Origin of the sequence: Rhodobacter capsulatus SB 1003 (assembly GCF_000021865.1) — a bacterium.
GTDB classification, from domain to species: Bacteria; Pseudomonadota; Alphaproteobacteria; order Rhodobacterales; family Rhodobacteraceae; genus Rhodobacter; species Rhodobacter capsulatus_B.
Genome location: NC_014034.1, coordinates 420,196 through 439,978 on the forward strand (window position 1 = coordinate 420,196; position 19,783 = coordinate 439,978).

Consider the following 19,783-nt stretch of genomic DNA (forward strand, 5'->3'; position numbering starts at 1 on the left):
GCAGATGAACAGAACCGAATTCGTCATCGCCACGGCGATCATCCTGTTTCTGGCCTTCTGCCTGGGCTGGTTCGCCTCCTGGCTGATCCACCGGCTGACCCGGGTCACCGCGGCCGACATGGGCGAGCTGGAACAGATGGCGCAGGCGCTGCACGAGGCCGAGGAACAGCGCGATCAGGCCGTGGCCTATGTCGAAAGCCGCGAGGCGGAGCTGACGAACCAGATCAACCAGACCGAGGCCGAACTCCGCGCGGCGATGGATGGGCTGCGCGATGCCCGCCACGAGGCCGAGGAACTGCGCGCCTATATCGAGCGCCTGCAAGCCGAGCGGTAACGGCGGATTTCGCCGCCGCCCGCTTGTCTGCGCGCGGCCCCGGGCCTACATCGGGGGCATGAACATCACCCGATCCCTCCCCGCCCCGTTCTTCCGCCGTCCGCCGCGCGTGGCCGTTGTCCGGCTGCAGGGCGCGATCGGGATCAGCCGTCCCGGGGCGCCGGGCCTGTCGGATGCCGCGCTGGCCGAGACGCTGGAGCGCGCCTTTCGCAAGGGCAAGCCGGTGGCGGTGGCGCTGATCATCAATTCCCCCGGCGGCTCTCCGGTGCAATCCTCGCTGATCGCGGCGCGGATCCGGGCCCTGGCGGCGGAAACCGGCCTGCCGGTGCATGCTTTCATCGAGGATGTGGCGGCCTCGGGCGGCTACTGGCTGGCCTGCGCCGCCGATGACATCTGGGCCGATGCCACCTCGATCGTCGGCTCGATCGGGGTGATCTCCTCGGGCTTCGGCTTTGCCGATCTGATCGGCCGCTACGGCGTCGAGCGGCGGGTGCATACGGCGGGCGGTTCGAAAAGTTTCCTTGACCCGTTCCGACCGGAAAAGCCCGAAGATGTGGACCGGCTGACCCGGCTTCTGGAAGACATGCACCGCGCCTTCAAGGCCTGGGTGACCGACCGGCGGGGCGCGAAGCTGGCTGCGGGGGCGGATCTCTTCACCGGCGAGATCTGGACCGGGGCGCAGGCGCTGGAAACCGGGCTGATCGACGGGCTGGCGCATCCGGGGCCGAAGCTGCGGGCGCTTTACGGCGACAAGGTGAAGCTGGTGCCCTATGGTCCGCGCCGGTCCTGGCTGCGCCGTTTCGGCGCCAGCATGGCAGCCGAGGCGGCGGTTTCCGTGCTGGAGGCCGCCGAGGAACGGGCGCTTTGGGCGCGGGTCGGGCTTTGACATGCTGATCAAGGCCGCGATCCTGTTCGTGCTGGTGATGGTCGGGCTGGCATTTTTCGGCCGCCTGCGCCTGCCGGGCCGCAAGGCGCCGCCGCTCTTGCGCAAGAACTGCCCGCGCTGCGGCAGGCCGCGGATCGGGGCGGGGCCCTGTCCCTGCGGAAAGGGCTGAGGATGGATGTGATTTGCCATGATATTCCGCCCGCCCTTGCGGCGCCGCTGACCGAGGCGCTGGCGCTGTGCGCGTTGCGGCCGGTGCAGACCGGGGCCGCGGTGCTTCTGCTTGGCACCGAGGATCCGGCGCAGGCCTTGGCGCGGATCGCCGATTTCGCCGCAAGCCGTCCCGAGGCGGGCCGGGCGGGCGCCGACCGGATCGCCAGCGGTCAGGTGGTCTGGCTGCTGCCCGCGGGGCAGGCGGCGGTGCTGCAGGGCACGCTGGCGCGGGCCGCCTTGGCCCATGCGCCGCAGCTGCGGGTGAATGCGATCCATTTGGCGCCGCGCCGTCCGCCCCCCGCGCCCTGGCAGGCGGCCTGGATCGCCGCGACGCAGCATCCGGGGCCGCCCCCCCTGCCGCAGGCCCTGGCGCGGGCGCTGGGCCTGCTGCTGCAGGGTCCGGCGCTGACCGGACAAGTGGTTAACATTGCGGCCTTGCGTTAATTGATCCTTAACCTTTTCGCCGCCGAACCGGGGGGGCTGGCGCGTGACTCAGCGGCAAGTTGTCCACGTTTCGCGCAGGTGTAAACAAAGGGTTACAATTCTCTCAATCCTTTCAGGGGCTTGCTTTTGATGAAAATAATTTCCAATCAAAATCAACGCCTTGCCGGACTGCCTATTTTTTAGTCAAGCTTGTGAAAGGGGCTGGATTCAAGGGAAATCTGCAGATCGCCAAATCTTTCCCACGAACTTATCCACAGAAACGGTGGACAGCTTTCCGCTTGTATTTGGCGAAGCATGGTTGCAACCCAGACAGAGAATCAGAGGGCCAGAATGACGGACGGATGCGATCTTCCCGATGGTGCTGCGACGCAGCAGGGCGTGCGGTTGAAAGGCCATGCGCTGATCGCGGATTACGTCAGCCGTCTTGACGGATCTCCGGGCGTCTATCGCATGCTGAATGCGGCGCAGGAGGTGCTTTACGTCGGCAAGGCCCGCAATCTGAAGGCGCGGGTGTCGAATTATGCGCGCACCACCGGCCATTCGGGCCGGATCGCGCGGATGATTTCCGAAACCACCCACATGATGTTCCTGACCACGCGCACGGAAACCGAGGCGCTGCTTCTGGAACAGAACCTGATCAAGCAGCTGAAGCCGCGCTACAACGTGCTTTTGCGCGACGACAAGAGCTTTCCCTATATCCTGATTGCCGGGGATCACCCGTTTCCGATGATCCGCAAGCATCGCGGCGCAAGGACCGTCAAGGGCGCCTATTTCGGGCCCTTTGCCAGCGCCTCGGCGGTCAATCGCACGCTCAATCATCTGGAACGGGCGTTTCAGCTGCGCAACTGCTCGGATGCGATGTTTTCCTCGCGCACGCGGGCCTGTCTGCAATATCAGATCAAGCGCTGTTCCGGCCCCTGCGTGGGCAAGATCAGCGAAGACGACTACCGCCGCACGGTGGCCGACGCGCAACGGTTCCTTGAGGGGAAGTCGTCCAGCATCCAGCAGGATCTGGCGGCCGAGATGAGCGCGGCCTCCGAGGCGATGGAATATGAACGCGCGGCGGCGCTGCGCGACCGGATCGGCGCCTTGACGACGGTGCAGCAAAGCCAGGGCATCAACCCGCGCTCGGTGGCCGAGGCCGATGTGGTCGCGGTGCATCTGGAGGGGGGCCAGGCCTGCGTGCAGGTCTTTTTCATCCGCGCGCATCAAAGCTGGGGCAATCACGATTTCTACCCCCGTACCGGCGCGGGCGCCGAGGAGGCCGAGGTGCTGGAGGCCTTTCTGGCGCAGTTCTACGACGCCAAGGAGCCGCCGAAGACGATCCTGCTCAGCCACGAGATCGAGGATGCCGATCTGATGATCGATCTTTTGTCCACCCGCGCCGGGCGCAAGGTGGAGCTGGCGGTGCCGAAGCGCGGCGAGAAAGCCGAGCTTGTGGAAAATGCGCTGCGCAATGCGCGCGAAAGTCTGGGCCGCAAGATGTCGGAATCGGCGGCGCAGGCGAAGCTGCTGCTGGGGGTGGCCGCGGCCTTCGGGCTGCCGAAGCCCCCGGACCGGATCGAGGTCTATGACAACTCGCATATTCAGGGCGCCCATGCGGTGGGCGGCATGATCGTCGCGGGGCCCGAGGGGCTGATGAAATCCTCTTACCGCAAGTTCAACATCAAGGGCGAGGATCTGACCCCCGGCGACGATTTCGGCATGATGAAGGAGGTTCTGACGCGGCGCTTCGAGCGGCTTCTGCGCGAGGACCCCGAGCGCAAGACCGACCTTTGGCCCGATCTTTTGCTGATCGACGGCGGCGCGGGGCAGGTCTCGGCCGTGCATGAAATCATGGTCGCGCTGGGGGTGGCCGATATCGCGATGGTTGGGGTGGCCAAGGGCATCGACCGCGATCTGGGCAAGGAGGAGTTCCACCGCATCGGGCACCGCCCGATGGCGCTGCCGCGGCAGGACCCGGTGCTTTACTACATCCAGCGGCTGCGCGACGAGGCCCACCGCTGGGCGATCGGCGCGCATCGGGCGAAGCGGGCGAAAGCCACGATGGCCAATCCGCTCGATGAAATCCCCGGCATCGGGGCGACGCGCAAACGCGCGCTTCTGGCGCATTTCGGCTCGGCCAAGGCGGTCAGCCGCGCGGGCGAGAGCGATCTGATGGAAGTTCCCGGCATTTCCGCCGCCATGGCCGAGACGATCTGGAACTTCTTCAACGATCGGGGTTGACGGACGGGCCGCCCCGTCGTAGCGCCCGCCCCCATGACCGCACCCGTGACCACCGCCCTGACCCGCCCCGAAGACCTTCTGGCCGAGGGTCTGGTGACGCCCGGGCAGATGCCCGATCTGACCCAGGTGGCGCAGGACTTCCGCATCCGGGTGACGCCCGCGATGCGCGCGGCGATCACCGCGCCCGCGGACCCGGTGGCGGCGCAATTCGTGCCCTCTGCGGCGGAACTGATCACCCGGCCCGAGGAACGCGCCGATCCGATCGGCGATGCCGTGCATTCCCCGGCGCCCGGGCTGACGCATCGCTACCCCGACCGGGCGATCTTGCACATCACCAAGACCTGCGACGTCTATTGCCGCTTCTGCTTTCGCCGCGAAACTGTGGGCGAGACCGGGCCTCTGCCGGAACCCGATCTGGCGCAGGCGCTCGAGTACATCGCCGCGACGCCGGCCCTGCGCGAGATCATCCTGACCGGCGGCGATCCCTTGACGCTGTCGCCCCGCAGGCTGGAAGACGTGCTGACCCGGCTTTCGGCTATCCCCCATATCACCACCCTGCGCTTTCATTCCCGCGTGCCGGTGGTGGCGCCCGAGCGGATCACGCCTGCGCTGGTCGCGCTGTTGCGGGCGCAACGCCCCGCCGTCTGGGTGGTTGTGCACACCAACCACGCGCAGGAGCTGACCGCGCCCGCCCGCGCGGCGCTTGCGCGGCTCGTGGATGCCGGGGTGCCGCTTCTGTCGCAATCGGTCCTGCTCAAAGGCGTGAACGACAGTCACGACGCGCTGCGCGACCTGTTTCGTGCGCTGCAAGATTGCCGGGTGAAGCCCTATTACCTGCATCATTGCGATCTGGCCCCCGGCACCGGGCATTTCCGCACCACGATCGCGGCGGGCCGTGCGCTGATGGCCGGGCTGCGCGGGCCTCTGAGCGGGGCGGCGATCCCGACCTATGTGCTCGATATTCCGGGCGGCTTCGGCAAGGTGCCGATCACCGCCGATCATGTCGCCCCGGGGGCGCGGCCGGGCCTGTGGCGCGTCACCGACTGGCGGGGCGGCGTTCACGATTACGCCGACCCCGCAAGCTGAGTGTCGCACCCCCCTTTTCCTTGGCCCCGCCCGGGGCTAGGGTGCGGGCATGAAATGGAACCTGCCCAACTCGCTGACCGTTTTGCGCCTGATCGCCGCCCCCGGCGTCGCGGTGATGTTCCTTTACTTCGCCCGTCCCTGGGCCGACTGGTTCGCGCTGACGCTGTTCATCGGCGCGGCCGTCACCGACTGGTTTGACGGCTATCTGGCGCGGGCCTGGAAGCAGGAAAGCAAGTTCGGCGCCATGCTCGACCCGATCGCCGACAAGGCGATGGTGGTGATCGCGCTTGTGGTCATCACCGGCTATTCCGGCATGAACCCCTGGCTGATCCTGCCCGCGACGGTGATCCTGTTCCGGGAGGTTTTCGTCTCGGGGCTGCGCGAATTCATCGGCGCCGATGCGGGCAAGCTCAAGGTCACGAAACTGGCGAAATGGAAGACCACGGCGCAGATGGTGGCGATTGCCATCCTGTTCCTGGGCACCGGGCTTGATTATCTGGAAAAGGGCCGGGCACCCCGCGCGGGCGAGGGCAACCTGCCCAATTTCGCCAGCCTCGCCGATCTGGCCAATCACGTCGGTCTGGCGCTGATCTGGGTGGCCGCGGTGCTGACCGCGATCACCGGCTGGGATTATTTCCGCAAGGCGCTGCCCTTCCTGCGCGATCACAAGGACAGCTGAGGGAAGGGCAGAAGGCGTTACGCCTTCTTGCCGATCCGCGGTTCGGTGCCTGCCAGGATCCGCTCGATATTGGCGCGGTGACGCACGAAGATCAGCACCGCCATCAGCGCCGTCACCGGCATATAGGCCTGATCGCCCAGCAGATAGGCCAAGGGCACCGCCCCCGCCGCGGCCACCAGCGCCGAAAGCGAGGAAATCCGCCCCACCGCGGCGGCAATCAGCCAGGTGCCGCAGGCGCCCAGACCCAAAAACCAGTCCAGCGCGATCAGCGTGCCAAGGAAAGTCGCAACCCCCTTGCCGCCCTTGAACTTCAGCCAGACCGGGTAAAGATGCCCGATGAAGGCCGCACCGCCCGCCACAACGGCCGCGGTGTCGTTGCCTTCCAGCAGCGCGCGGGCGATCAGCACCGCCACCGCCCCCTTGGCGCCATCCAGGATCAACGTCGCCGCCGCCGCCGCCTTGTTGCCGGTGCGCAGCACATTCGTCGCGCCGATATTGCCCGAGCCGATCTTGCGCAGATCGCCCAGACCGAATGCCTTGGTGATCACGACGCCAAAAGGCACCGAGCCCAGCAGGTAGCCAAGCCCCGCCACCGCCAGAAGCAGCATCGCCTCCGCATGCAGATCCGCCATCCTTGCCCCCGTCCGTTCTTGTTATGCCTGCCCGTGAACCTGCACCCCGCCGACGAAAGTGGCAAGCACCTTGCCCGTCAGCCTGGCGCCGTCAAAAGGCGTGTTCTTCGATTTCGAGGCCAGCGTGAACCGGTCCAGCACAAAGGGCGCCTCCGGGTCGAACAGCACCAGATCGGCCGGACTTCCCTCGCAAAGTCGGCCCTGCGGCAGCCCCATCAGCCGCGCCGGATTGAGCGCAAGCGCGCGGAACAGCCCCGGCAGGTCAAGGCTTCCTGCGTGATAAAGCCGCAGCGCCGCGGGCAGCAGGGTTTCCAGCCCGACCGCACCGGCCGCCGCCTCCTCATAGGGCAGGCGTTTTGATTCCTCGTCCGCCGGGGTGTGCATCGAACAGAGGATGTCGATCACGCCCTCGGCGAGCGCCTGCACCATCGCCAGCCGGTCGTCTTCGGACCGAAGCGGCGGCGTCAGCTTGAAGAAGGTGCGGTAATTGCCGACGTCGAATTCGTTCAGCGTCAGGTGATGCACCGACACGCCCGCCGTCACCGGCAGCCCGGCCGCCTTGGCGCGGGACAGCGCGGGCAGGGCGCGGGCGGTGGTGATCTGATCGGCGTGATAGCGCACCCCGGTCATCTCGACCAAGGCCAGATCGCGGTCGAGCCCCATCCGTTCCGCCATCGGGCTGACCGCGGGCAGGCCGCGCAAGCTGGCGAACTTGCCCGAGGTGACGGCGGCGCCTTTCGACAGCCCCGGGTCCTGCGGGTGACACAGCACCAGCGCCCCCAGGCTGCGGGCATAGGTGAAGGCGCGGGACAGCACCTTGGTGTCGGCGCAGACATGATCGGCATCGGTGAAGGCGATGGCGCCCGCATCCATCAGAAAGCCGATCTCGGTCATCTCGCGGCCCGCGCGGCCCTTGGTCAGCGCGGCCATGTGGCGGATGCGCACCGGCGCCTCGGCGGCGCGGCGGGTGACGAATTCCAGCGTCTCGGGCGTGTCGATGGCGGGGCTGGTGTCGGGACGGGCGATGATCGTGGTCACGCCGCCGCGCGCCGCGGCCAGCCCCGCGGTGCGGAAGCTTTCCTTGTGCCGTTCGCCGGGTTCGCCGATCTTCACGCCGATATCGACGATCCCCGGCGCCAGGCATTTGCCGCCGCAGTCGATCACCCGGGCATCCGCGGGGGCCTGCATCTGGCCGATCGCGGCAATGATGCCGCCATCGACGACAAGATTGCCAACCGTCTCGGTGCCCGCTTCGGGGTCGATCAGCCGGGCGTTTTCAAAAAATACGGTCATCTGAGCGCCTCCCGGGCGTTTCGCAAGATCGCAAAGACTTCGGGCGCATCCAGGATGCCCTGAAAGCCGATCTCCTCGGTTTTCGTGCCGCGTGTGCGGGTGGCAAAGATCACGCCGCCCGCCTTGTCGCCGCCGGTCAGCCGCAGCGGCATCTCGGCGGTGATCGGATAGGTTTCCAGCCGCTTGCCCCGCCACGGATGCGGCCGCGCGATATAGGCCGCGCGGGTCGACAGGGTAAAGACGGTGCCGGTGATCCGCCGCCGGTCGGCCCAAAGCGCCGCCCCGGTCAGGCCAAGGCCCGCCGTGATCAGCAGCCCGCCTGTCAGGCCCGAAAGCACCGCCCCGGCACCAACCAGCGCCGCCGCCGCCAGCAGCGCGGGGGCAAGGCGCGTCCAGCCGATGCGGCGCAGCGGATGTCCCTGCCACAGAATGCGTTCGCCCGGTTCCATCACGCCGTCCCAGCCCGCAGGAACCGAGGTCGGGTCATGCGGGATCTCGGTCAGGGCCCGTTCGGACGGCGGCAGCGGCGCCTCGGTCCCGCGCGGGGTTGCGCGCGGCGGTCTCATCGGACCTCCCGGGCCCGGCGTGCCTTGGCCGCCTCGATCGCCGCCACCACCGGCGCCGCCTCGGCCAGATGCCGGATCAGATGCTTGTCCCCCGCTTTCGTCACGATCTGCACATCGCCGATCAGGGACCGCACCCTCTCGATTTCCAGCAGCATCGCCTGCTTGCCCTGCGGCCCGATCAGGCGGCGGTCGGTCAGCTGCCAGCGCCGCGCGAAGGCTTCCGACCGGAACCAGGCCGCCCGTGCCGCCATGCCGATCAGAATGGCCAGGATCGCCACCGGGATCTGGTCGGTCTTGCCCAGCCAGACCAGCACGGCCGAAACCAGCACCGCGCCCAGCCCGCCCAGAACCAGATGGTCCATCCAGTAGCGGCGCAGATCGGGCAGGAACACCTGCGAGACCTTTTCACCCGGTTCCAGCGCCAATTCGCTGGCCGGGCCGGGGCGGTAATTGAGGACGGAATCGCGTTTCATCTCAGACATGTGCCGCCTCCAGCGCGGCGCGGCCGCGTTCGGCGCGCAGGTTCTGCGCCAGAAGATCCATCACCGCCATCCGCACCGCGACGCCCATCTCGACCTGCTCCTGAATCACCGAGCGGTTGATGTCATCGGCGATCGTGCCGTCGATCTCCACGCCGCGGTTCATCGGCCCGGGGTGCATCACGATCGCATCGGGTTTCGCATAGGCGAGCTTTTCCGCATCGAGCCCGTAGCGGTGGAAATATTCGCGCTCGGACGGGATGAAACCGCCGTCCATCCGCTCCTTTTGCAGCCGCAGCATCATCACCACATCGGCATCGCGCAGCCCTTCGCGCATGTCGTCGCAGATTTCCGCGCCGATATCGCCAAAGCCCGCGGGCATCAGCGTCGGCGGCCCGACCAGCCGCACCCGGTTTTCCATCTTGCCGAGCAACAGCAGGTTCGAGCGCGCCACCCGGCTGTGCGCGACATCGCCGCAAATCGCCACCGTCAGCCGCTGGATCCGGCCCTTGGCACGCCGGATCGTCAAGGCATCCAAAAGCGCCTGCGTCGGGTGTTCGTGCCTCCCGTCGCCCGCATTGATCACAGCACAATTCACCTTCTGCGCCAGAAGATCGACGGCGCCGGAGGAGGGATGCCGCACCACCAGCAGATCGGGATGCATCGCGTTCAGCGTCAGCGCGGTGTCGATCAGGGTCTCGCCCTTTTTCACCGACGAGGTCTGCATCGACATGTTCATCACGTCGGCGCCCAGCCGTTTTCCGGCCAGCTCGAAACTGGATTGCGTCCGCGTCGAATTCTCGAAGAACATGTTGATCTGCGTCAGCCCCGCCAGCGCATCGGTGCGCTTCACGGTGCGGCGGTTCAGATCGACATAGCTGTCTGCAAGATCAAGAACGGAACGGATGTCTTCCGGCGAGAGATGCTCGATCCCCAGAAGATGGCGGGCGCGAAAAGCCATGACGTCCTCCGATGTTGTCGGGCTGCTTATGGCAAATGGGGGGGGCTGCGTCCAGCGGCTTTACCCCCGGGATCGGTCATGCGATGGAAAGCCATGGAGACTCGCCCCGCCCCCGAGATCAGCTATGATGCCGCTCTGGCCGCTTTCGAGTGGCTGATCGAGCTTGGCGCCACCGATCCGGTGGGCGATGCGCCGGTGAACCGCTACGATCTGGTGACCCCGGAACCTGCACCGGCTCCGCCGCCCCAGGCCGAGACCCGCGCGCCGCGCCCGGCGCCGGTGCTGGCGCCAGTCGAGACGGTCGATCCGGTGGCGGTGGCGCGCGGGCTTGCCGCGCGGGCGGCGACGCTGGACGATCTGCGCGAAGCGATCCTGGGGTTTGACCATTGCCCGCTGAAACGGGGCGCGCGCAACACCGTCTTTTGCGACGGCAATCCGAAGGCGCGGGTGATGCTGATCGGCGAGGCCCCGGGCAAGGACGAGGATGCGCAGGGCAAGCCCTTTGTCGGCCGCGCCGGGCAGCTGCTTGACCGGATGCTGGCGGCGGTGGGACTGGATCGCGCCGCGCCCGATCCGGGAACGGCGGTCTATATCACCAATGTCATGCCCTGGCGGCCGCCCGGCAACCGCGAGCCGGAGCCCGCAGAAATCGCGATGATGGGGCCGTTTCTGGCCCGGCATGTCGAGCTGGTCGACCCCGATCTGATCGTGCTGATGGGCAATACCGCCTGCGCCGCGGCGCTGAACAGCCGCGGCATCACCCGGCTGCGCGGCAGCTGGACGCAGGCTTTCGGCCGTCCGGCGCTGCCGACGCTGCATCCGGCGAACCTCTTGCGCACGCCGATCAACAAGCGGCTGGTCTGGGCGGATCTGCTGGAATTGCGCGCGAAACTGAACGCGCTTTGAGGGCCCGGTCAGGGGGCGGGGCAGCCGTCGATCTCGACCGCATCGCCATGGCTGACCACCGTGATGCGCAGATCGGCGGGGTCCAGATCGAAGGGCCGGGCGTCCTCGGGCACGAAATCGACGCTGGCCAGAAGCGTCTTGTCCTGCCGGTCGATCTCGGGTTCCGAAACCCACATCGGCCGCGAGCGCAGCTCGAACAGCGCGGTTTCCCCCGCCGCTTGCGGCAGCTCGATCCGGGCGGCGACGCGGACGCCGTCGCGAATGGGGGTCAGGGTGCAGCGGGCCAGCCCGGGCGCGGGCCGCGGGGCCGCCGCCATCGCCGCCGCGATCTCGGGATCTTCGGCGCCGGGACCGGACAGCTCTCGCGTCAGCGCGACACTGACCGGCACGCAGACCTCGTCGCAGATGCCGAAATCCAGAGCGGCGGTCAGCGAGACCGGCGCCTCGGGCGCCTTCGGCGTGATCTGCAGCGGCAGGACCAGCGTGTCATGATAGCCGACGGTGTTCATCCCGCCGCTCTCGAAAACCTCGGGCGCGGGCCAGATCACCTGCAGCGCCGCGACATTGCCCGAGGCGTTGAAATCGAATTGCGGCGGCACGCCGACATCGCCCGGCACGCGCCAATAAGTCTTCCAGCCCGGGGCCAGAACGATCCTTATCGCGGCGATGCGGCTGCCGTCCCTGTCCTGCCAGCCCGGCAACAGCTCGGCGGACAAGAGCCCCTGTCCCAAAGGCGGGGCCTCCTCGGCCGCGGCGACGACGGCAAGGCTCTGGCACAGGACAAGGGCGAAAACGGGCAGTCGCATGATCCTGCGATAGCCGCGGCCCCGGGAACGGCCAAGTCACAAACGCGACAGGAGCGCGCGGACAGGGCGTCGCCGGGGCTTGATTGCAACGCGGACCGGGTCCACCTTTGGCAAAGGGGCAGGGCAGGCACGGGAGAGCGGCATGGATCTGAGCGGCAAACTTCTGATCGCGATGCCGGGCATGGGCGATCCGCGGTTCGAGCATTCGGTGGTGGCGATGTGCTCGCATTCGGCCGAGGGGGCGATGGGGATCATCGTCAACAAGCCGCTGCCGAAACCGCCGATGGGGGATCTGCTGGATCAGCTCGGGATCGCGGTCACCGCCTCGGATCGCGGCGCGGCGCCGCTGTTCTTTGGCGGCCCGGTCGAGACCGGCCGCGGCTTCGTTTTGCATTCGGCCGACTGGTTCGCCGCGACGATGCCGGTGGGCGAGGGGCTGGCGATGACGGCGACGCGCGACATTCTGGAAGAGATCGCCGCCGGGCGGGGGCCCTCGCGGGCGATTCTGGCGCTGGGCTATGCGGGCTGGGGGCCGGGGCAGATCGAGCAGGAGATCCTCGACAACGGCTGGCTGGTGGCCGAGGGCAATGCGGCGCTGACGCTCGATGGCGATCACGCGACGAAATGGACCCGGGCGCTGGGCACGATGGGGATCGATCCGCGCACGCTTTCGGCGGCGGCGGGCCACGCCTGAGGCCGGGCAGGGGGGCGCTGCCCCCCGTCTGCGGACTCCCCCCGGGATATTTGAGGCAAGATGAAAGCCGATCCGGGCTTCGTTTCATCTTGCCCCAAATATCCCGGGGGTGAATTTTGGCGCAGCCAAAAGAGGGGGCAGCGCCCCCTATCCCCGCGGCGCGGCGGCGCGGCGCAGCCGGTCGTTGATCGCGCGCCCAAGCCCGGTTTCCGGGATCGGCGCGATCGCGATCGTGGCGGCGCCCCGCGCGGTGGCGAGCTTGTCGGCCACCCGCAGCATCGCGAAAAGCCTCGTTGCCGCCTCGACCGGATCGGCCCGGACCGAGAGCGTCAGATCGGCCTCGGGGCCGGGGCCGAAGCCGAGGTAGATTTCCCCCGGGCGTTTCTCGGTGGCGTCCAGCCGCACCGCCGCGCCGGGGGCGTAATGCGAGACAAGCTGGCCGGGTGCATTCGGCTTGACCGCATCGCCGCCAAAGGCAAGCGGCTGGCCAAGCGCCTTTTCCAGCGTTTCGACATCGACCCCACCGGGACGCAGCAGCACCGGCGGGGCAAGGCCGAGGATCGTCGATTCGACCCCGACCGGGCAGGCGCCGCCATCCACCACCGCGGCGATCCGGCCGGACAGCCCTTCGAGCACGTGATCCGCCTCGGTCGGGCTGACCTTGCCCGAGGGATTGGCCGAGGGCGCCGCCAGCGGCCCGCCAAAGGCCGCAAGCAGGGCCCGGGCCACGGGATGCGCGGGCATCCGCACCGCCACCGTGGCCAGCCCGGCGGTGACCAGATCGGAGATCCCGGCCTCGGGGCGGGCGGGCAGAACCAGCGTCAGCGGGCCGGGCCAGAACCGCGCCGCGAGATCGCGCGCCTGATCCGAGAAGACCGCGACCTGTTCCGCCATCTCCATGTCGGCCACATGCACGATCAGCGGGTTGAACTGCGGGCGGCCCTTGGCGGCATAGATCGCCGCCACCGCCGTGTCTTGCCGGGCATCGCCGCCAAGGCCGTAGACCGTCTCGGTCGGGAAGGCGACCAGCCGCCCCGCGCGCAACAGCGCGGCCGCGCGGGCCAGCCCCGCGGCATCCGTCCCAAGACGTTCGGTCATTTCCTGCATCCCACCCTCGTGACGCTGCGTTGCGGTGGACGGGGGCTTCCCTTGCGGTAACCTTTCCCCGAAACCGACCCGAATTTGCCCCACGCATACGCGCCCCGGCCCCGTTTGCCAAGCGCGCCACAGGAGACCGTCATGGCCTATCGCTCGCCCGTTGCCGATATCCGCTTCATCCTCGACAAGGTGGTGCCGCTGGCGCCGGTGGCGGCGACCGAACGCTTTGCCGAAGCCACGCCCGAGACGGTCGAAGCCGTGCTGACCGAGGCGGGCAAGCTGTGCGACGAGGTGATGGCGCCGCTTCTGCGCGCGGGCGACCTGCATCCGGCGCGGCTGGAAAACGGTGTCGTGCGGACCTCGCCCGGGTTCCGCGAGGCCTATCAGCAGATCGCCGAGGGCGGCTGGGTCGCCGTGGCCGCGCCGCAGGAATACGGCGGCATGGGCCTGCCGCAGACGATCTGCGTGGCGGTGAACGACATGATGTCGGGGGCCAATCTGGCGCTGCAGCTGAACCCGCTTCTGACCCAGGGCCAGATCGAGGCGCTGGAACATCACGCCAGCGAGGAGATCAAGGCGCTTTACATTCCGAAGCTGATTTCGGGTGAATGGTCGGGGACGATGAACCTGACCGAGCCGCAGGCGGGTTCGGACGTGGGCGCGCTGCGCAGCCGGGCCGAGCCGCTGGGCGATGGCACCTATGCGATCACCGGGCAGAAGATCTTCATTTCCTGGGGCGATTCCGACGTGACGGAGAACATCTGTCATCTGGTGCTGGCGCGGCTGCCCGATGCCAGCCCGGGCACCAAGGGGATCAGCCTTTTCATGGTGCCGAAATATATCCCCGATGCCGCGGGCAAGCCCGGGGTGGCGAACACGCTGGGCGTGGTGTCGCTGGAACACAAGATGGGCCTGCATGGCTCGCCCACCTGCGTGATGAGTTTCGAGGCCGCGAAAGGCTGGATGGTGGGCGAACCCGGCAAGGGCATGGCGGCGATGTTCACGATGATGAACAACGCCCGTCTCGCCGTCGGCGTGCAGGGGATCGGCGTGGCCGAAGCCGCGTTCCAGCAGGCCCTCGCCTATGCGCAGGAGCGGGTGCAGTTTTCGCAGATCATCCAGCATGCCGATGTCCGGCGCATGCTGGCCGAGATGCGCGCCGAGATCTTTGCCGCGCGCTCGATCGCGCTCGCCTGTGCCGTCGCGCTCGATCTGGGGCGGGCGACGGGCGAGGACCATTGGCTGGCCCGCGCCGCGCTGCTGACGCCGATCGCCAAGGCCTATGGCACCGATACCGGGATCTGGGTCGCCGAACAGGGCGTGCAGGTGCATGGCGGCATGGGCTTCATCGAGCAGACCGGGGCGGCGCAATATTGCCGCGACGTGCGGGTGACGGCGATCTACGAGGGCACGAACGGCATTCAGGCGATGGATCTGGCGGGGCGCAAGATGGCCGATGACGGCCGCGCCGCCTTTCGTCTGCTGCAGGAAATCGAGGATGCCGCGAAAGCCGCGCGCGAGGCCCTGCCCGATCTGGCCGAGGCGGTCTGGCAATCGGCCGAAACCCTGCGCGAACATACCGAAGGCATGATCGCCCAGGGCACGCAGGACCGCTTTGCCGGGGCCGTGCCCTATCTGCGCGCCTTTGCCCGGGTGCTGGGCGCGCATTACCACCTGCGCGCGGCGCTGGAGGGGGGCGCGCATGAGAAACTGGCCGCCGTCTACATCCGTCGCCTTTTGCCGCAGGCCGAGGCGGCGCTGGCGGCCGCGCGGGCGGGGGCGGTTGACCTTTTCGCGCTTTCCCCCGAAGACCTTGGGGCATGAAACAAAGATCCGGTCTGAGCTTCCCCTTTGAAACCGCCCCCGCCTTCGGCGAGACCCTTGCGGTCGCCGAGGGCGTGCTTTGGCTGCGCCTGCCGCTGCCGATGGCGCTTGATCACGTCAATGCCTATGCGCTCGATGACGGCGACGGCTGGACGCTGGTCGATCCCGGCATCGACAGCCGCGCCTGCCGGGCGGCGCTGCAACGGGCGCTCGATGGCCCGCTGGCGGGCAAGCCCGTCACGCGGGTCATCGTCACCCATTACCACCCCGATCACATCGGGCTGGCGGGCTGGCTGCAGACCCGCGGTGCGGAACTTTGGACGACGCGCACGAGCTGGCTTTTCGCCCGCATGCTGATGCTCGACGAACAGCCCCTGCCGGTGCCGGAAACGCTGGCCTTCTGGAAAGCCGCGGGGATGGACCCGGAGCTGCTGGCGCGGCGGTCGCAGGAACGGCCCTTCAACTTTGCCGATTGCGTGCATCCGCTGCCGCTTGGCTTTCGCAACATGGTCGAGGGCGATCTGATCCACGCCGCCGGGCGGCGCTGGCGGGTGCGGATCGGCCAGGGCCATGCGCCCGATCACGCCACGCTCTGGAGCGAGGACGACGGGCTGATCCTGGGCGGTGATCAGCTTTTGCCGGGCATTTCGGCCAATCTGGGCGCCTATGCGACCGAGCCCTTGGCCGATCCGGTGGCCGACTGGCTGGCGTCCTGCCGTGCCTTCCAGCCGCTCGCACGCGAAGATCAGCTGATCCTGCCCGGCCACAAGCTGCCCTTCCTCGGCCTGCCGCTGCGCCTGCACCAGATGATCGAGAATCACGAGGGCGCGCTCGCCCGTCTGCGCGCGGTTCTGGCCGAGGCCCCGCGCAGCGCCACCGACTGTTTCCCCGTGCTCTTCAAGCGGCCGGTGGGCGAGGCGGAATATGGCATGGCGCTGGTCGAGGCGGTGGCGCATCTCAACCACCTGTTCCTGCGCGGCGAGATCACCCGGCAGGCCCGCGACGGCGTCTGGCTCTGGTCCGCCTGAGGCCCGTGGCGCCGAATAGACACTTTTCGGGAAAACGCGCCCGCGGTCCGCGCGGCCGGTTGCCCCTGCAAGCGGGGCGTGCTTAACCCCCTTTCGACGTTCACTTCCTGCCGCCGAGGGGTCCCCGGATGCGCCGCCTTCTTTCCTGTCTGGTCCTGCCGCTTGCGCTGGCCGCCTGTGCCGAACCGAAATGGGCCCCGGACGAGGCGGTGAATGCCGCGCGGTTTTCGACCGGCAATCCGCCCTCGGTCACGCTTTTCACGGTGATTTCGACCAATACCGGCGCGGGCGGGCATTCGGCGCTGATGATCGACGGGCAGGAGCGGGTGATCTTCGATCCGGCCGGGACCTGGTATCACCCCTCGGTGCCGGAACGGAACGATGTCGATTTCGGCATCACCGAGCGGATGTACAAGTTCTACATCGATTATCACGCCCGCGAATCCTGGTATGTGCGCGAACAGCGCCTGGCCGTGACGCCGCAGCAGGCGGCGGCGCTTCTGGCGCGGGTGCAGTCGAACGGCGCGGTGGCCAAGATGATGTGCGCCAATGACACTTCCTCGGTGCTGCGGTCGATCCCGGGCTTTGAAAGCATCCCGGCGACCAGCTCGCCCCTGAAGCTCTCGAAGGCCTTCGGACAGCTGCCCGGCGTGATCACCGAGGATCACTTCGACAACGATCCCGACGACAATTCCGGCGTGCTGATGATCCAGCAGGCGCCGGTGCGGCACGGCACCGGGCTGGGCAAGACCGACTGAGCCTCAGCCGACCAGCCAGAGCGCCAGATAAAGCGACGCAAGGCCGCCCAGGATCGCGGCCAAGGTGTTGCGGCTGGCCAGCCCCACGGCCAGCGTCGCCCCGGCCGCGATCAGCCGCGCCGGATCGGGCTGGCCCTCCGTCGCCGCAGGCCAAAGCACCAGCGGCGCGACAAGGCCCGGCAGTACCGCGACAGCGGTATAGCGCAGATGCCGCAGCGCCCATTCGGGCAGCGGCCGGTTGCCGATCCAGCCCAGAAAGGAATAGCGCAGCACGAAGGTGCCAAGCCCCAGCGCCAGGATGATCAGCCAGATCGTCGGGCTGCCGTAGCTTTCTGCAACGGTCATTGCGCGGCCCTCCGGCGGATCAGCCACAGCTCGGTCTGCGCCCCCGCCGCCATCGCGCAAAGCGCGGCCAGGATCAGCCCGGTGCCCGCGGGCAGGACCGAAAACGCCAGCGCCATCACGATCGAGACCGCCGCGGCGACCAGATGCGGCAGCGACCGCAGCATCGGCGCGATCATCGCAAGGAATGTCACCGGCACCGCGAAATCCAGCGCGAAGGCGGGCGGGATCGCCTTGCCCAGCCAGGCCCCGGCCAGCGTCGCGACATACCAGAGCGGACAGACCGGCGTGCAGGCCCCGGCGTAATAGGCCAGCTTCTCGGACAGGCTCTGGTTCGGCGCCCGTTCATAGTCGGCATTGGCCAGCGCGAAGACCTGATCGACCATGAAATAGGCCACCAGCCCCCGGGCCCAGCCTGGCGCCGCCCCCAGATGCGGCGCGAGCGAGGCGGAATACATCGCCATCCGCAGGTTCACCGCCAGCGCGGCGAGGATCACCATCACCGTGCTGGCGTGATCGGTCATCAGCTGCACCGCGGTGAACTGCGAGGCGCCGGCGATGACAAGGATCGAAAAGCCCATCACCTCGGTCAGCGACAGCCCGGCCTCGGTGCCCGCGACGCCGAAGAGCAGGCCGAAGGGCAGGATGACCAGAATGAAGGGCAGACCTTGGCGGCAGCCGCGCCAATAGGCGAAGGACAGGGGGCTTTGGGCGGTCATCGCGGCTTTTCCCGGGGGGGTTGTCTGGCGGGGCTTGTCTGAGGGGAAGGGATGCGCGAGTTCTAGGGGCAGCCCCGCAAGGCACCAAGCGGGCGATTGTATCGGGCGCAATTCTCGGACCGGGAGGCGGGGCATGAAGGTTCGGCTTCTTCAGGGGCTGACGGCGGATCAGCGGACCGAGGCGGCGGCGCTTTACTGGCGCGTCTTCGGGGCGAAACTGGGCCGGGTGATGGGGCCCGAGGCCAAGGCGATGGCCTTCATCGAGCGGGTGATCGACCCCGCCCACATGATCGCGGCGGTGGACGGGCGCGGCCATGTGCTGGGGGTGATCGGCTTTCGCACCGCCAGGGGCGCCTTTGTCGGGGGCGACCGCGCCGATCTGCGCGCGGTCTATGGCCGGTTCGGGGCATTCTGGCGCGGTCTGGCCTTGCAGCTGCTGGCGCAGGATCTGGCGCAGGGCACGCTTTGCGTCGACGGGTTCGCGGTGACCGAGCCGATGCGCGGCCGGGGCGTGGGCGCGGCGCTGATCGAGGCGCTTTGCGCTCAGGCGCAGGCACGCGGCTACCGTGTCCTGCGGCTCGATGTGGTGCATGAAAACCTGCGCGCGAAGGCGCTTTACGACCGGCTCGGCTTTTCCGTGACCGGGCGGGCGGATCGCTGGCTGACGGCGGCGATCTTCGGCTATCGGACGACGGTGGCGATGGAGCGGCCTTTGTGACGCGGCGCCCGTGCCGCGCCCCGGGGAAATCGGCTCTGGCGGCAGGGGGGCGGCTGTGCTGATACTCGGGTCAGGATGAACAAGGGGGCCCCGCATGAAACCCGGACCGCGCAATCTGATCACCGATGTCGCCGGACTGCGGGTCGGCAATGCCGAGGATGCGGCCTTGCGCTCGGGCGTCACCGTGCTGATGGCGGACCGGCCCGTCACCGCCGCCGTGCATGTGATGGGCGGCGCCCCGGGCACGCGGGAGACCGACCTGCTCGCCCCCGACAAGCTGGTGGAAAGCGTCGATGCGCTGGTGCTTGCGGGCGGCTCGGCCTTTGGCCTTGATGCCGCCTCGGGGGTGATGGCCGGGCTGCGGGCGCTGGGGCGCGGCTTTGCCGTCGGCCCGGCGCTGGTGCCGATCGTGCCCGCGGCGATCCTGTTCGATCTTTTGAACGGCGGCGACAAGGATTGGGCGGAAAACCCCTATGCGGGGCTGGGCCGCGCCGCCCTTGCCGCCGCGGCAGAGGATTTCGCCATCGGCACTGCGGGGGCGGGGTTCGGTGCGCTGACCGGGCGGCTCAAGGGCGGGCTCGGCTCGGCCTCGGCGGTGCTGGAGAGCGGTTTCACCGTCGGCGCGCTGGTGGCGGTGAATGCGCTCGGCTCGGCCACCGTGGGCGAGGGGCGGCAGTTCTGGGCCGCGCCCTGGGAGCTGGGCGCTGAATTCGGCGGCCTCGGCCCCGCGCCGGCCTATCCGGCACAGGCAGAGCCTTTGCCGATGAAACGCATGGGCGAGGCCACGACCATCGCCATCGTCGCCACCGATGCGGCGCTGACCAAGGCACAGGCGCATCGGCTGGCCGTTGCCGCGCATGACGGCATGGCCCGGGCGCTGGTGCCCAGCCACACGCCACTCGATGGCGATCTGGTCTTTGCCGCGGCGACCGGCGCGCGGCCGCTGACGGACCCGCTCACCGATCCGTTCCAGCTTGGCCATGCCGCCAGCGCCTGCCTTGCCCGCGCCATCGCCCGCGCGGTCTTCGCCGCCACGCCCCGCCCGGGCGACCGGCAACCCAGCTGGCAAGACCTGCGCTGATCCCTTTTATCTT

At 68.4% G+C, this 19,783-nt stretch carries 23 protein-coding genes; 14 read left to right on the top strand and 9 right to left on the bottom strand.

The annotated features are described in order from the left end of the window. Positions 1-4 precede the first annotated feature (4 nt). The 7 genes from RCAP_RS01985 (at position 5) to pgsA (ending at position 5,865) form a co-directional block, all read left to right on the top strand. Positions 5-334 carry a cation:proton antiporter gene (locus tag RCAP_RS01985; protein WP_013066134.1) on the top strand — a complete coding sequence of 110 codons (330 nt, stop codon included), beginning with the start codon at positions 5-7 and terminating at the stop codon, positions 332-334. Positions 335-392: 58 nt separating this feature from the next. After that, positions 393-1,220, top strand: a complete 828-nt coding sequence (locus RCAP_RS01990) for a S49 family peptidase (protein WP_013066135.1) — start codon at positions 393-395, stop codon at positions 1,218-1,220. A gap of 1 nt (position 1,221) precedes the next feature. Beyond that, positions 1,222-1,389 carry a hypothetical protein gene (locus RCAP_RS19480; protein WP_013066136.1) on the top strand — a complete coding sequence of 56 codons (168 nt, stop codon included), beginning with the start codon at positions 1,222-1,224 and terminating at the stop codon, positions 1,387-1,389. A 2-nt stretch (positions 1,390-1,391) separates the two neighbouring features. After that, positions 1,392-1,874 carry a hypothetical protein gene (locus RCAP_RS02000; protein WP_013066137.1) on the top strand — a complete coding sequence of 161 codons (483 nt, stop codon included), beginning with the start codon at positions 1,392-1,394 and terminating at the stop codon, positions 1,872-1,874. A gap of 330 nt (positions 1,875-2,204) precedes the next feature. Then, positions 2,205-4,100 (top strand): excinuclease ABC subunit UvrC, encoded by a 1,896-nt coding sequence (gene uvrC / locus RCAP_RS02005; protein WP_013066138.1) that lies wholly within the window; start codon positions 2,205-2,207, stop codon positions 4,098-4,100. A gap of 33 nt (positions 4,101-4,133) precedes the next feature. Beyond that, on the top strand, positions 4,134-5,186 hold the full coding sequence (locus RCAP_RS02010; RefSeq protein ID WP_013066139.1) for a lysine-2,3-aminomutase-like protein: 1,053 nt from the start codon (positions 4,134-4,136) through the stop codon (positions 5,184-5,186). A gap of 49 nt (positions 5,187-5,235) precedes the next feature. After that, positions 5,236-5,865, top strand: coding sequence for a CDP-diacylglycerol--glycerol-3-phosphate 3-phosphatidyltransferase (pgsA, locus tag RCAP_RS02015; protein WP_013066140.1), 630 nt, complete (start codon positions 5,236-5,238; stop codon positions 5,863-5,865). Positions 5,866-5,882: 17 nt separating this feature from the next. Here pgsA and plsY read toward each other — a convergent pair whose 3' ends face one another. The 5 genes from plsY to RCAP_RS02040 are packed head-to-tail and all read right to left on the bottom strand — an operon-like array spanning position 5,883 to position 9,796. Further along, a complete protein-coding gene (plsY, locus tag RCAP_RS02020) occupies positions 5,883-6,497 on the bottom strand; it encodes a glycerol-3-phosphate 1-O-acyltransferase PlsY (RefSeq protein WP_013066141.1) in 615 nt (204 codons plus the stop codon). Positions 6,498-6,518: 21 nt separating this feature from the next. Beyond that, complete coding sequence (gene pyrC, locus RCAP_RS02025) at positions 6,519-7,790, bottom strand: dihydroorotase (protein ID WP_013066142.1); 1,272 nt, start codon at positions 7,788-7,790, stop codon at positions 6,519-6,521. Then, positions 7,787-8,356, bottom strand: a complete 570-nt coding sequence (locus RCAP_RS02030) for a hypothetical protein (RefSeq protein WP_013066143.1) — start codon at positions 8,354-8,356, stop codon at positions 7,787-7,789. The genes pyrC and RCAP_RS02030 overlap by 4 nt, the downstream gene beginning before the upstream one ends. Further along, on the bottom strand, positions 8,353-8,838 hold the full coding sequence (locus tag RCAP_RS18245) for a hypothetical protein (protein WP_013066144.1): 486 nt from the start codon (positions 8,836-8,838) through the stop codon (positions 8,353-8,355). Before RCAP_RS18245 ends, RCAP_RS02030 begins: the two co-directional genes overlap by 4 nt. Beyond that, positions 8,831-9,796 carry an aspartate carbamoyltransferase catalytic subunit gene (locus RCAP_RS02040; protein WP_013066145.1) on the bottom strand — a complete coding sequence of 322 codons (966 nt, stop codon included), beginning with the start codon at positions 9,794-9,796 and terminating at the stop codon, positions 8,831-8,833. The genes RCAP_RS18245 and RCAP_RS02040 overlap by 8 nt, the downstream gene beginning before the upstream one ends. 93 nt (positions 9,797-9,889) lie before the next feature. On the opposite strand from RCAP_RS02040, the gene RCAP_RS02045 reads away from it, so the two are divergent. Further along, positions 9,890-10,702 (top strand): uracil-DNA glycosylase, encoded by an 813-nt coding sequence (locus RCAP_RS02045; protein ID WP_013066146.1) that lies wholly within the window; start codon positions 9,890-9,892, stop codon positions 10,700-10,702. An 8-nt stretch (positions 10,703-10,710) separates the two neighbouring features. Here RCAP_RS02045 and RCAP_RS02050 read toward each other — a convergent pair whose 3' ends face one another. After that, positions 10,711-11,508 (bottom strand): protein-disulfide reductase DsbD domain-containing protein, encoded by a 798-nt coding sequence (locus tag RCAP_RS02050; protein ID WP_013066147.1) that lies wholly within the window; start codon positions 11,506-11,508, stop codon positions 10,711-10,713. Positions 11,509-11,650: 142 nt separating this feature from the next. Here RCAP_RS02050 and RCAP_RS02055 point away from each other — a divergent pair, with 142 nt between their 5' ends. Further along, positions 11,651-12,202: a YqgE/AlgH family protein gene (locus RCAP_RS02055; protein ID WP_013066148.1), complete on the top strand. Its 552-nt coding sequence runs from the start codon at positions 11,651-11,653 to the stop codon at positions 12,200-12,202. A gap of 147 nt (positions 12,203-12,349) precedes the next feature. Here the strand turns inward: RCAP_RS02055 and RCAP_RS02060 are convergent, their stop codons facing one another. Further along, positions 12,350-13,309: an L-threonylcarbamoyladenylate synthase gene (locus tag RCAP_RS02060; protein WP_013066149.1), complete on the bottom strand. Its 960-nt coding sequence runs from the start codon at positions 13,307-13,309 to the stop codon at positions 12,350-12,352. Positions 13,310-13,441: 132 nt separating this feature from the next. On the opposite strand from RCAP_RS02060, the gene RCAP_RS02065 reads away from it, so the two are divergent. From RCAP_RS02065 to RCAP_RS02075, 3 genes are all read left to right on the top strand, one after another. Then, positions 13,442-15,124 (top strand): acyl-CoA dehydrogenase, encoded by a 1,683-nt coding sequence (locus RCAP_RS02065; RefSeq protein WP_013066150.1) that lies wholly within the window; start codon positions 13,442-13,444, stop codon positions 15,122-15,124. Continuing rightward, positions 15,121-16,152: an MBL fold metallo-hydrolase gene (locus tag RCAP_RS02070; RefSeq protein WP_013066151.1), complete on the top strand. Its 1,032-nt coding sequence runs from the start codon at positions 15,121-15,123 to the stop codon at positions 16,150-16,152. The genes RCAP_RS02065 and RCAP_RS02070 overlap by 4 nt, the downstream gene beginning before the upstream one ends. Before the next feature lie 128 nt (positions 16,153-16,280). Continuing rightward, on the top strand, positions 16,281-16,910 hold the full coding sequence (locus RCAP_RS02075) for a hypothetical protein (protein ID WP_013066152.1): 630 nt from the start codon (positions 16,281-16,283) through the stop codon (positions 16,908-16,910). Positions 16,911-16,913: 3 nt separating this feature from the next. Here the strand turns inward: RCAP_RS02075 and RCAP_RS02080 are convergent, their stop codons facing one another. Together RCAP_RS02080 and RCAP_RS02085 are read right to left on the bottom strand one after the other, a co-directional pair. Next, on the bottom strand, positions 16,914-17,255 hold the full coding sequence (locus RCAP_RS02080; RefSeq protein WP_013066153.1) for an AzlD domain-containing protein: 342 nt from the start codon (positions 17,253-17,255) through the stop codon (positions 16,914-16,916). After that, on the bottom strand, positions 17,252-17,971 hold the full coding sequence (locus RCAP_RS02085; RefSeq protein ID WP_013066154.1) for an AzlC family ABC transporter permease: 720 nt from the start codon (positions 17,969-17,971) through the stop codon (positions 17,252-17,254). Before RCAP_RS02085 ends, RCAP_RS02080 begins: the two co-directional genes overlap by 4 nt. Positions 17,972-18,104: 133 nt before the next feature. Between RCAP_RS02085 and RCAP_RS02090 the strand changes: the two genes are divergently transcribed. Next, entirely contained in the window at positions 18,105-18,689 is a 585-nt protein-coding gene (locus RCAP_RS02090) for a GNAT family N-acetyltransferase (RefSeq protein WP_013066155.1), read from the top strand. 94 nt (positions 18,690-18,783) lie between these two features. Beyond that, a complete protein-coding gene (locus RCAP_RS02095) occupies positions 18,784-19,770 on the top strand; it encodes a P1 family peptidase (protein WP_013066156.1) in 987 nt (328 codons plus the stop codon). Positions 19,771-19,783: the final 13 nt, after the last annotated feature.